12 protein-coding genes and 1 pseudogene are annotated in these 11,724 nt (G+C 36.0%); 12 read left to right on the top strand and 1 reads right to left on the bottom strand.

Annotation, left to right across the window (positions count from 1 at the left end; translation table 11 throughout):
• Positions 1-143 precede the first annotated feature (143 nt).
• A pseudogene (locus tag ACWV26_RS17135) lies at positions 144-275 on the top strand (arsenate reductase); the annotation flags it as partial.
• A gap of 319 nt (positions 276-594) precedes the next feature.
• Positions 595-3,681 (top strand): S8 family serine peptidase, encoded by a 3,087-nt coding sequence (locus ACWV26_RS17130; protein WP_455895891.1) that lies wholly within the window; start codon positions 595-597, stop codon positions 3,679-3,681.
• A 70-nt stretch (positions 3,682-3,751) separates the two neighbouring features.
• On the opposite strand, the gene ACWV26_RS17125 is transcribed toward ACWV26_RS17130, so the two are convergent.
• Entirely contained in the window at positions 3,752-4,183 is a 432-nt protein-coding gene (locus ACWV26_RS17125; protein WP_455895890.1) for a PaaI family thioesterase, read from the bottom strand.
• Between the two features lie 359 nt (positions 4,184-4,542).
• On the opposite strand from ACWV26_RS17125, the gene ACWV26_RS17120 reads away from it, so the two are divergent.
• From ACWV26_RS17120 to ACWV26_RS17075, 10 genes are all read left to right on the top strand, one after another.
• A complete protein-coding gene (locus ACWV26_RS17120) occupies positions 4,543-5,880 on the top strand; it encodes a phenylacetate--CoA ligase family protein (protein WP_455895889.1) in 1,338 nt (445 codons plus the stop codon).
• Positions 5,874-6,869, top strand: a complete 996-nt coding sequence (locus ACWV26_RS17115; protein ID WP_455898286.1) for an NAD(P)/FAD-dependent oxidoreductase — start codon at positions 5,874-5,876, stop codon at positions 6,867-6,869. Before ACWV26_RS17120 ends, ACWV26_RS17115 begins: the two co-directional genes overlap by 7 nt.
• Before the next feature lie 45 nt (positions 6,870-6,914).
• Positions 6,915-7,154 (top strand): ferredoxin, encoded by a 240-nt coding sequence (locus ACWV26_RS17110; RefSeq protein WP_455895888.1) that lies wholly within the window; start codon positions 6,915-6,917, stop codon positions 7,152-7,154.
• Positions 7,155-7,234: 80 nt separating this feature from the next.
• Positions 7,235-8,185 carry a 1,2-phenylacetyl-CoA epoxidase subunit PaaA gene (gene paaA / locus ACWV26_RS17105; RefSeq protein ID WP_455895887.1) on the top strand — a complete coding sequence of 317 codons (951 nt, stop codon included), beginning with the start codon at positions 7,235-7,237 and terminating at the stop codon, positions 8,183-8,185.
• A gap of 11 nt (positions 8,186-8,196) precedes the next feature.
• Positions 8,197-8,541, top strand: coding sequence for a 1,2-phenylacetyl-CoA epoxidase subunit PaaB (gene paaB, locus ACWV26_RS17100; RefSeq protein ID WP_455895886.1), 345 nt, complete (start codon positions 8,197-8,199; stop codon positions 8,539-8,541).
• A complete protein-coding gene (gene paaC / locus ACWV26_RS17095; protein ID WP_455895885.1) occupies positions 8,542-9,330 on the top strand; it encodes a 1,2-phenylacetyl-CoA epoxidase subunit PaaC in 789 nt (262 codons plus the stop codon).
• A 17-nt stretch (positions 9,331-9,347) separates the two neighbouring features.
• Positions 9,348-9,845, top strand: a complete 498-nt coding sequence (paaD, locus tag ACWV26_RS17090) for a 1,2-phenylacetyl-CoA epoxidase subunit PaaD (protein WP_455895884.1) — start codon at positions 9,348-9,350, stop codon at positions 9,843-9,845.
• 14 nt (positions 9,846-9,859) lie between these two features.
• On the top strand, positions 9,860-10,162 hold the full coding sequence (locus tag ACWV26_RS17085) for an EthD family reductase (RefSeq protein ID WP_455895883.1): 303 nt from the start codon (positions 9,860-9,862) through the stop codon (positions 10,160-10,162).
• Positions 10,162-10,938: an enoyl-CoA hydratase/isomerase family protein gene (locus ACWV26_RS17080; protein ID WP_455895882.1), complete on the top strand. Its 777-nt coding sequence runs from the start codon at positions 10,162-10,164 to the stop codon at positions 10,936-10,938. The genes ACWV26_RS17085 and ACWV26_RS17080 overlap by 1 nt, the downstream gene beginning before the upstream one ends.
• Before the next feature lies 1 nt (position 10,939).
• Positions 10,940-11,713: an enoyl-CoA hydratase/isomerase family protein gene (locus ACWV26_RS17075; protein WP_455895881.1), complete on the top strand. Its 774-nt coding sequence runs from the start codon at positions 10,940-10,942 to the stop codon at positions 11,711-11,713.
• The last annotated feature ends 11 nt before the right edge of the window (positions 11,714-11,724 follow it).

Genomic DNA, 11,724 nt, shown 5'->3' with positions numbered 1-11,724 from the left:
GTTATATGAAAGGAGGCATAAAATTGACTTCACTAACAACACTTGAAAAACAATTAAAGGCTGTAAGTGATTTGAATCGTTTGAAACTGTTATCATGTTTGAAAAATGGAGAAGTCTGTGCTTGTGATTTAGTCGATGTCTTGCATTGGGGTTTTGATGACCCTGCTAAAGCAGAAGGCACTGATGAAGAAAAATGGGCTGTTTTCCAACGCGTTCGTGATGAAATAGGAGAGAAAATTAAACAGTTTTCAGGAATAGAAGAATTACATATATAAGTAAATACTTTTTTAGATTTTTGATCCAGTATGTATAAGCTTATTCTAAAATTGAAGTTTAAAAGAAAGGGATAACGTCTTAGTTATCCCTTTTAATAATGATATGTTATGGAAAAATAATGAAAATAAAAATTCGATAGTCCTTATGTAACAAATAGAAGCCTAGTAAAATGATAAAACTATAACAATCATTCGGTAAATTATAAGCATATAGTTTAAATTATTGTAAATAATAAAAATCTTTTTGAACTATCTAAAGATTACAGATATGATAGGTGAGGTAGTACTTTTTAGGAAAAAATTAGAAGGGGGTTTCGAATTGAAGATTAATAGTATTAGCAAAGTCACAGGGTGGATTCTTATTTTTGCATTAGTATTTGGATTTATATTACCTCAAAATTCTAAGGCAGAAACAATTCCAACAACAGAATTTTCAAATGTTACAACAAACCAGATAAATGAAACTGATGTGAAAACAGTCACGAATGGAAAAGTGGAAGAGGGAACCTTTGAACAACCAGGCGTACATTGGTATAAAGTTACGCCAACACAAGACCAAATCTCAAAATACTCCCATCTGAAATTAAAAGTCAATAGTGATCAAATTGTTAACATATCTGTCTATTCTAGTAAAGAAAATGCAGAAAACGATCAAACATTTGAACAATACATTGCTGGGACAACTCCTGGTGCTCCGGGTGAGCAAGCCATACCAGCAGAAATTAAATTTCCATATGCATGGGAAGGTCCTTACTATATTAAAGTAGAGTATTTGGGTGAACCTGCATTTGCAGATCCTACTTTACAAGACCCATCAATGCAAGCTTTATCACCAGATTTAAATACACCTAATCCATCACAAGTGGATGGCGTGGACTTAGGAAAAGTTAGCTATACATTGCAAACAAGTTCTATTAAAACTTTTCCAACTAAAGACATACCAACAGGCGAAACATGCCCAGTTGAGTTTAGTGTAAAGGGTAAAACTTCAGCTAAAGAAATATTAAAAGACATTCGTTTGTTCCGTGATGGAGTCCTTTCAAAAACAGAAGAAGGACGTCAATTGTCTTCCTTATACTACAAAGCAGCACCATTCCTTGTAGCCAAGATTGCAATAGACAAAAAAGAACAAGATGCACTTTATAATAACCTTCTTGTACTTCAACCATTAATTACTGAAATAAATAAAAACGGCAATAGCTCACGCGTAATTAGTAAAACAGAAGCAGATGCAATCCAATCATTATTTACAATTGCAAATAATGCAGTCCCACAATCATTAAAAAAAGATGTGGATAGTCTTTCAAAAAAAGCAAATGCAACAAGCCTAGCTGGTGAAAAATTGTCTGATGTTGCAAAAAAAGTAGGGATTAAACTTTCGGACACTCCAAACAACAAATATATTCTTAAATTGAAAGACGGCGTTTCTTTAAAATCTGTCCAATCGAAAATCAATGGTACAAAATCGAATACTTTATCAACATTATCTGTAAGTCCACAAGAGGAACTATTAGATGATATGTATGTTGTAGAAATGGACGAGCCAAAGTCAGGGATGAGCGCTAAAGCACAAGCAAAATCGTTTACCGCAACTGCAGGAACGCTTGAAAAATTACCTGAAGTTGAATTTGTGGAACCTGTCCAAACATACCATGCGCTTTCAAGCGATATTCAATCATCTTACCAATGGTCTTTGAAAAACCTAGGTGGAGATACTGGTATAAAGGGTGCAGATATTAAAAACGATCAACTACAAAATTTGTTAAGTAAACGTAATTTAAAAGATACACTAATCGCAGTTGTAGATACTGGTGTAGATTATAACTTAGCAGATTTAAAAAAACGCGTAAGAACAGACCTTGGAAAGAATTTTGTAGACCAACCTGAAGTGGATGATAACGGTGCAGAAAAAGTTGTGCCACCATTAGATGATAATGGACATGGTACGCATGTATCAGGAATCATTGCAGCGCAGTCTAACAACCACTATTCCATTGCAGGAATTAATCAAAATGCAAAAATTATGCCTGTTAAAGTTTTAGATGCAAGTGGTTCAGGTGATACAGAAACCATTGCATATGGTATTAAATATGCTGTGGATCATGGAGCAAAAGTCATCAACCTTAGTCTTGGTGGAAGCTATAGTCGTGTACTTGAATACGCATTGAAATATGCTGCTTCGAAAAATGTTGTGGTAGTAGCTGCAAGTGGAAATGACGGCACTCATGGTATTGCATATCCAGCATCCTCACAATATGCGATATCAGTAGGAGCAACGAATACATTAGATATCGTCTCGGATTATTCAAATTATGGCGCAAAATTAGATTTAGTTGCACCAGGGACGAATATTCCAAGTCTTATACCAAATGGAGAAGTAGCTTATATGAGTGGTACATCAATGGCTGCACCACACGTAGCAGCTGTAGCTGGGCTACTATTATCAGAAAATCCAAAACTAAAAGTTGCAGACATTAGAAATCTTCTACATCAAACAACTGACCATGTTGCGTTTGAAGAGAAAGATAAGACAGAAGATAGTACGGATGTTTATGATCTTGTGAGTGGTGGCATGGCGCTAGAAGATGTGAAACCACCAGTTGGTAGTGATCTTGTATCTGGATATGGACGATTAAATGCTTATAGTGCAGTAAGTGCTGTTGATTTAAAAGTAAAAGTGAATCCAATTATCGAAAAGAAAACTTACATTACAGGTTCAGCTTTAAAAGGCTCCAAAATTGAAGTGAAAAAAGGTACAAAGGTAATTGGAAAGGCAACAGTATCATCAAAAGGAACGTTCACTGTTAAAATTCCAGCACAAAAAATAAACCAACGACTTGTGGTAACAATCGTGGATTCTACAGGTCTAGCAAAATCAACACAAAATTTATATGTGGAGAAAGACAAAAGTCCATTAGCTCCAAAAGTAAATACCATAAGCAATAAAACAACAAGTGTAACTGGAACAGCTAAAGCAAAGCTAAACATTATTATTAAAAACGCTTCAAAGAAAATCATCGGCCAAGGAAAAGCAGATAGTAAAGGTCACTTTACTATTAAGATTAAAAAACAACCAGCAAAAACTTCGCTTTATATTACTAGCGTAGATTCAGCGAAACGTTCAAGTAAAGCTGTGAAAGTTGTTGTTCAAGATAAAATTGCACCAAATACGCCAATCGTAAATACTGTAACAAGTAAAACAACTACGGTAAAAGGGAAAGCTGAAAAAGGCTCAACTGTTACGATTAAAGTAAAAAGTAAAATAATTGGTAAAGCAAAAGCAAGTAGTAAAGGAAACTTTTCAGTCAAAATTAAAAAGCAAAAAGCAGGTACACATCTTTATGTAACTGCCAAAGATTCTGCAGGTAATTCAAGTAAAGCAAGAAAGGTAACTGTGAAGAAATAGAGAAATAATTCACAACTACCAATAATTAAAAAAGAGCACGGACTTGTTAAAAAGTCGGTGCTCTTTTTCATTATTCTTTTAAAAAGTTTTGACTTTTCAAGTAAACCATCGCTTCCATAGAAGCAATTAATGTGTCATCTTCATCCTGTACTTGGATGTTATACCAAGCAAGTTTTCTTGTTCTTTTCACCTCAGTAGCATGAGCACGAAGTAAGGAATTGGCACGCCCTGCAGCAAAATAATTAATGTTATTATTCACCCCTACAGCTACTTGTCCATATGAATTACTTGCTGCAGCAAATACAAAATCCGCAAGGGAAAAGATCACCCCTCCATGTACAGTGCCGTGCGAGTTTAGCATGTTTTCAGTAGCAAATAATTCTGCGGTAGCTGATCCAGCATCCATTGCAACAAGTTTCATTCCTAAAAAGTTAGCAAATGGCTCATCTTTTAAAAATTGAAATGCAGGTAAATTATGAGTTTCATTTGGAATCTTAGACATGTTAGCACCCCTTGTAGTATTGTTTAATAGTTAGAATATTCATAATTTAACACATCCACTATTAGGAAGTAAATTATATTTATAGAAATGTATATAACGATTTTTTTACGAAGGTTAATAAAATTTGATATAAAAAGAAAAAGTCTGAAGGTTTAAGTTCGAAATACCATATTGGTGTTATTTTTTAATAAAATTTAAGTGGGAAAGAGATAAAAATAACTATTTTGTAGAATATAATTAATTTATTGACAATTCTGAACACATTAATTATTATGAATGTAGATTACGAGTATATAACGAGTCGTAATTATAGTGTTATATAAAATTGTTTTTTATTTCTTAAGCAAAGGGGTGCTTGGATGTACAATCCAGAAGTTGAAACATTATCACACGGGGAAATACAAGAGATACAATTTCAACGCCTTATGGAAACTATTGAAAGGGTTTACAGAAACGTTCCATTTTATAAAGAGAAATTTGATGAGCTCAATATAAGACCATCAGATATTAAAAGTCTCGAAGATATAAAGAAATTGCCATTTACAAAAAAGAAAGACTTACGTGAGCATTATCCAACTGGCCTATTCGCCGTTCCACTTTCAGAAGTAGTTAGAATTCATGGATCTTCTGGAACAAGTGGTAAGCCGACGATTGTTGGTTATACAAAAAAAGATATTGAGACTTGGTCAGAAATCGTAGCAAGAGCGATTGCAACTGCAGGTGGAACTCCTAATGATGTTTTCCATAATGCATATGGTTATGGACTATTTACAGGGGGAGTTGGCCTTCACTATGGCGCAGAGAAGTTAGGTGTCGCTGTTGTACCTATTTCTGGTGGTAACACCGATCGCCAAGTAACATTGATTCAAGATTTAAAACCAAGAGGTATTGCGGGTACTCCATCTTATATTTTGAATGTTGCAGAGAAAATGGAAAAATTAGGAATGGACCCAGCAACAAATGGTATTGAATATGGTATTTTCGGTGCTGAGCCTTGGACAGAGGAAATGCGCAAAACCATCGAAGAGAAATTAGATATTAAAGCAGTAGATATTTATGGATTAAGTGAAGTCATGGGACCGGGCGTTGCTATTGAGTGCCATGAAGCGCAAGATGGCTTACATATCGCAGAGGATCATTTCTTAGTTGAGATTATTAATCCAGAGACTTTAGAACAAGTTCCAGATGGTGAAGAGGGAGAGTTAGTCATTACGTCGCTAACGAAGGAAGCATTACCAGTCATCCGCTATCGTACAGGTGATATTACATCTCTAAATAGAGAGAAATGTAAATGCGGACGCACGATGGTAAGAATGGCTCGTGTTAAAGGACGTACAGATGACATGATGATTATCAGAGGTGTAAATGTTTTTCCATCTGAAATTGAAAGGGAATTGTTGAAAGTAGAACAATTATCCCCATTTTATCAAATTCATCTTCTGAAAAAAGGAAATATGGATGGAGTAGAGTTACAAGTTGAAATTGCTCCTAAGTTATTTGAAGAAATTGGCGGAGATTTACAACATCCACTTGCTACTGATTTAAAGAGAAAAATTCAGCATTCAATCAAAAATGCTTGTTTGATTTCTGTAGATGTTGTAATAAAAGCACCTTTAGAATTGCCTCGTTTTGAAAGTAAAGCAATTCGTATTGTGGACCGTAGAAACGAGAAAAGAGAGGAAGTTGTTCAATCGTGAGTAATATAACAGTAAAGGACATCATTATTATTGGTGGTGGACCTGTTGGAATGTTTTCAGCTTTCTATGCGGGCTTACGCGGGATGAGCGTACAAATTATTGAAAGCTTACCTCAATTGGGTGGACAACTGTCTGCCCTCTATCCCGAAAAATACATTTACGATATTGCAGGTTTTCCAAAAGTGAAGGCATATGATTTAATCGAAAATTTAAAACAACAAATGAGTACTTTTCCTACAGATGTTTTTTTAGATGAAGTAGTAGAAGTAATAGAGAAGAGTGAAGATGAAACTTTCATCCTTCATACAAATAAACAAAAACATTATTCAAAAACAATTTTAATTACAGCAGGTAATGGTGCATTTAATCCACGCCTTCTTGGTCTAGAAAATGAAGAACAATATAAAGGGAAAAACATCCACTATTTTGTAAATGATTTAGAACGTTTTAGAAACAAGAATGTAACCATCTTTGGTGGAGGGGACTCTGCAGTGGATTGGGCATTAATGGTTGAGCCAATTGCTAAAAACACTACATTAGTTCACCGTCGTGATAAATTCCGTGCCCATGAACATAGTGTTGAACAGCTAATGAGTTCAACTGTCAATGTATTAACACCCTATATACCAAAACAACTAATCGGTAGCGATAGGATTGAACAAGTATTGTTACAACATGCAAAAGATGAAAGTGTAACAATTACACAAGGTGTAGATGATGTCATTGTGAATTTTGGCTTCCTATCTACTCTTGGACCAATTAAAAATTGGGGTTTAGATATCGAAAAGAATTCAATCGTGGTGAATTCTAGAATGGAAACCAATATAAAAGGAATTTATGCTGCTGGAGATATTTGCACATATGATGGCAAAGTGAAATTAATTGCAAGTGGTTTTGGGGAAGCACCCGTTGCCGTCAGCAATGCAAAGGTATTTGTTGATCCTACTTCTAAAGTACAGCCGCTCCATAGTACCAGTATAATGGCTTAAGTCCAATCAGCCAATCTAAATTATGAGGAGAAGGGAGAAATTAATATGACAAAATTCACTCGTATAAATCAAACTACATGTATTGCGTGTGGTTCATGTGGAGCATGTGCGCCAGAGATTTTTGATTACAATGACGAAGGAATCGCCTTTGTATTGTTAGATGACAATGAAGGAATTGAGGCAGTTCCTGAAGATTTATATGAAGATTTAGAGGATGCAGTTGATGGATGCCCAACGGATTCTATATTAGTATCTTCACAACCTATTGAATTAATCGAGTCTTAAAAAGAATCTATTTTTTTGAAGTTAAATATAACAATAATATTACGTTTATCAAAATATCCGTTATATAAGGAGGTTGCATAATGTTAACTGAAGAGTTAAATCAAGAACAGTTGCAAGAGCAATTTGAAGCACGTATTGAAGCTGGCGAAAAAATTGAAGTCGATGATTGGATGCCAGAAGAGTATCGGAAAGCACTTATTAAGTTGATATCCATGCATGGCATTAGTGAAATTATGGGAGCATTACCGGAGAAAGAATGGGTTCCAAAAGCTCCTTCTCTCTATCGTAAACTTGGTATTATGGCTAAAGTTCAAGACGAGATGGGGCATGGACAATTATTACTAAGAGTAGCAGAAGATTTACTAAAGCCATATGGTAAAAACCGTGATGATTTAATGCAGGATTTATTTGCAGGTCGATTAAAATTCCATAATGTCTTTCATATGGAAACGAAGACTTGGGGAGATGCAGGACTCATTGGCTGGTTAGTAGATGGAGCAGCTATTATCTCACAAACGAATATGCTAGGTGCTTCATATGGTCCATATGCAAGAGCATTGCAACGAATTTGTGCAGAAGAAGTATTCCATGCACAACATGGTGAAGCTATTATCATGGCGCTTGCAGAAGGAACAGACGAGCAACGTGCAATGGTGCAAGATGCATTAAATCGTTGGTGGGAAGCATTATTATTCTTCTTTGGCCCAGCTTCAAGTCAAACAACAGGATCAAGTAAACAAGACATTACGATTAAATACAAAATTCGCGTTAATACAAATGAAGAACTACGCCAAAGCTTCTTCGATAAATATGTTCCACGAATTTTATCTCTAGGCTTAGAGTTACCTGACAAAACAATGCACTACGATGAAGAACAAAAGCAATGGATTTATGAACAGCCAAATTGGGAGAACTTTAAAAAGGTGCAACGCAATGAAGGACCGAAATCTCAAGAACGTTTAGCACTTCGAAGAACTTCCTATGAAAATAGTGCCTGGGTTAGAGATGCATTACGACATAAAGTTGTCTAGGAGGAATTATTATGCAAAACGAGACATTTTACAAAGAATATGAAGTCTTCAGTAAGCGTACACCAACAGCTGCATTTCAACATCAATTTAGCTTACTTGCACCAAATAAAGAAATTGCCATATTAATGGCCCAAGAAAATTTTATGAGACGTGAGCCTGTTGTAGATGTTTGGGTAGTTGATCGCCAGGATATTCGCAAATTAGATCAAGAGGAGAAACAGATACTACAACGTTTAGATAACAAAGACTATCGGAATACAAAGGGCTACGGGTACTTGAAAAAGAAATGGCGTCATTATGAACAACAGATGCTAGATGAAAAAGAAATTCTATCTTGGTCAGGAGGTAAAAAGTAAATGACAATCGAAAAACAAGCGCCAGAAATTGAACTCCTATTCCAATTAGCAGATGATGATTTTCTTTTCTCTTATCGAGGATCTGAATGGCTTGGGCTCGCACCACATATTGAAGAGGATGTAGCCTTTTCATCTATCACACAGGACACAATGGGGCATGCGACAATGTTCTATCGTTTACTAGAATCATTGAATGTTGGGGATGCTGATGCATTAGCACATTTACGCCCTGTAGTAGAAAGAAGAAATAGTATTTTAGTAGAACGTAAAAATGGTGAGGGGACTTATTTAGAAAATCCTCAATATGACTGGGCGTATGCAGTTGTAAGAAATTATCTCTATACAGTAGCTAAAAAGGTAAAAATCGATTCACTAAAGTCTAGCTCCAATGAAAAATTACAAGAAGCAGCAGTGAAGATTAGTATGGAGCTATACTACCATCTGTTACATTGGAAAACATGGTTTGTCCAATTATTTACATCAACAGATGAAGCGAGACTTAGAATGCAAGAGGCTTTAAATAGAGTAATTGAAGATTCAGGCGATCTATTCTCATTTGGCAGTCTAGAAAAGGAAATTGTAGCTAGTGGATTAATAGAAGGCAGCGATGAATTGATAGAAAGATGGCTACTATTGTTAAATCCAGTTTTTAAAAAAATCAATATTCCACTACCAGAGCTAAAAGCGCCATCACTTAATGGGCGCAATGGAGAACATACAGATGAACTGCAACAGGCAATTACTACAATGTCTGAAGTGTATACATCAAATCTTAAAGCAACTTGGTAATACGGGAGAGTGATTAGATGTTTGTGACGCAATCAATAATGGATCAAGTCTATGATGTGCTTGATTTAGTGAAGGACCCGGAAATAGATACAGTCAGTGTGATTGATCTTGGGATGGTTGAAAAGGTTGAAGTAAATGAAAAGCATGTTCATATCCAAATGCTTCCTACTTTTTCTGGGTGCCCTGCGCTAAATATTATTCAAGATCGTGTTGTTCAAGCCATTAAAAGCATTGATGAAGTAGAGTCAATAGAAGTTGAATTTATACAAAATCCACCTTGGACTTCCGAACGAGTTACCGAGAAGGGGAAAAAGGGATTAAAAGAATTTGGCATCGCAGCACCACCAGAGTATATCGAGGATGATGGCTCATGGCATGTCGATTGCCCATATTGTGGTTCAACTTATGTGACGTTAGACAATATCTTTGGCCCAACAGCTTGTCGAAGTATCTTATATTGCAAGAGTTGCAAAAATCCATTTGAAGCGATGAAACCCGTTTCAACAATTATGTAAAGGAGAGAAAATTAATGGCTAAATTAATCGCATTGTATAAAAAACCTGAGGATCAAGTGGCTTTTGATAAACACTACAACGAGGTGCATGTTCCAATTACGGAGAAGATTCCTGGTTTACGTGAAATGAAAGTAACAAAGTTCAGTATGACACCAATGGGAAAGGAAGCGCCATATTATTTAATGTGCGAAATGATTTACGATAGCCCGGAAGATTTGAAAAAAGGCATGCGCTCTGAAGAAGGGAAAGCATCTGGCAAAGACTTAATGAGTTTTGCAGGTAATCTTGTCACATTAATGATTGGTGATGATGAGTAGTGGAGAATTTCCAATTCATTACAATATCTATTCGAAATAGTATCGGATTGGTTGAACTGAACCGTCCAAAACAATATAACTCTTTAAACCGAAAAATGGTTCGAGAAATCGTAGAAGCATTTGAAAAGTTCGAGCAAAATGAAAGCGTAAGAGTAATTGTCATAAGCGGAAAAGGGAAGGCCTTCTCATCTGGAGCAGATATTGATGAGATGGCTTCTGATGACACGATTCGCTTGGAATTATTAAACCAATTTGCAGATTGGGACCGTGTTTCTTTATTGAAAAAGCCAATCATTGGAGCAGTACATGGCTATGTTTTCGGAGGCGGTTTCGAGCTTGCTTTAAGCTGTGATATTTTAATCGCAGCTGAAGGAACAGAATTCTGCTTTCCAGAAGTAAACTTGGGTGTTATGCCTGGAGCAGGTGGCACGCAACGTTTAACTAAACTAGTTGGACGCACAAAAGCTCTAGAATGGATTTGGAGTGCGAAACGTATTTCAGCAAAAGAAGCGCTGCACTATGGTGTTGCAAACAAAGTCGTTCAACCTGAAATCTTGCAAGAAGAAGCCTTGAAATTTGCAGAAGTGATCAGTAACAAACCACCTTTAGCCATCAGACTGATTAAAGAATCTGTGACAAAGGCAGTTGACTATTCATTATATGAGGGAATGCAATATGAACGGAAAAACTTCTACTTATTATTCTCTTCGGAAGACCAAAAAGAGGGAATGAAAGCGTTCGTAGAAAAGCGCACTCCTCAGTTTAAGGGGCGATAGAATGTTCGAATCTATTCAATATGAAGTAACGAATTCTGTTTGTTTTATTACATTAAATCGTCCTGAATCTTTAAATGCTTTTACCTCTACGATGAACAAGGAAATAACAAAAGCAATTAAAACCGCGGAAAGTTCAGATGGGGTTCGTTGCATTGTTATAAAAGGTGCAGGAAAAGGATTTTGTTCAGGACAGGATTTATCTGAGATAGACGAATCAATGGATCATGGAGAATTATTGCGCAATTTATATGGACCAATGGTGATGAAAATCCAGCAGTGTGAAAAGCCGATTATTGCTGCGGTACATGGAGCAGCGGCAGGAGCAGGATTTAGCTTAGCCTTAGCATGTGATTTTCGAATTATGGCTGAAAAATCATTCTTTATGAATGCATTTATCCAAGTAGGGCTTATACCTGATTCAGGAAATTTATATTATTTAAGACAATTTATTGGCGATGCCAAAGCACTTGAAATCTCACTTACTGGAGAACGAATTTCTTCACATGATGCGTTGCAACTTGGACTTGCAACAAAGGTTGTGCCGAATGAACAATTCGAAGCTGCAGTTTTAGAATATGCTACAAATCTTGCTGCACTTCCAACAAAAGCAATCGCTTTAACAAAACGAGCATTAAAAGCAGCAGCAGAATTGAATTTAACTGATTATTTAGAATATGAAGCACAAGGGCAAAGAATTGCTGGCTTAACAGATGATCATCAAGAAGGTATCAAAGCGTTTATGGAAAAAAGAAAACCTGTTTTTGTAGGAAAATAAAAGGGGGAAGT

This window comes from Rummeliibacillus sp. JY-2-4R, from assembly GCF_053847205.1.
This window is presented reverse-complemented; position numbering and strand designations above follow the sequence as displayed.

Bases quoted from the DNA above. Each gene is read 5' to 3' on its own strand.
- paaB (WP_455895886.1), top strand. From the start codon at position 8,197: ATGCAAAACGAGACATTTTACAAAGAATATGAAGTCTTCAGTAAGCGT.
- ACWV26_RS17120 (WP_455895889.1), top strand. From the start codon at position 4,543: ATGTACAATCCAGAAGTTGAAACATTATCACACGGGGAAATACAAGAG.
- ACWV26_RS17110 (WP_455895888.1), top strand. From the start codon at position 6,915: ATGACAAAATTCACTCGTATAAATCAAACTACATGTATTGCGTGTGGT.
- paaA (WP_455895887.1), top strand. From the start codon at position 7,235: ATGTTAACTGAAGAGTTAAATCAAGAACAGTTGCAAGAGCAATTTGAA.
- ACWV26_RS17125 (WP_455895890.1), bottom strand. From the start codon at position 4,183: ATGTCTAAGATTCCAAATGAAACTCATAATTTACCTGCATTTCAATTT.
- ACWV26_RS17075 (WP_455895881.1), top strand. From the start codon at position 10,940: ATGTTCGAATCTATTCAATATGAAGTAACGAATTCTGTTTGTTTTATT.
- ACWV26_RS17085 (WP_455895883.1), top strand. From the start codon at position 9,860: ATGGCTAAATTAATCGCATTGTATAAAAAACCTGAGGATCAAGTGGCT.
- paaC (WP_455895885.1), top strand. From the start codon at position 8,542: ATGACAATCGAAAAACAAGCGCCAGAAATTGAACTCCTATTCCAATTA.
- paaD (WP_455895884.1), top strand. From the start codon at position 9,348: ATGTTTGTGACGCAATCAATAATGGATCAAGTCTATGATGTGCTTGAT.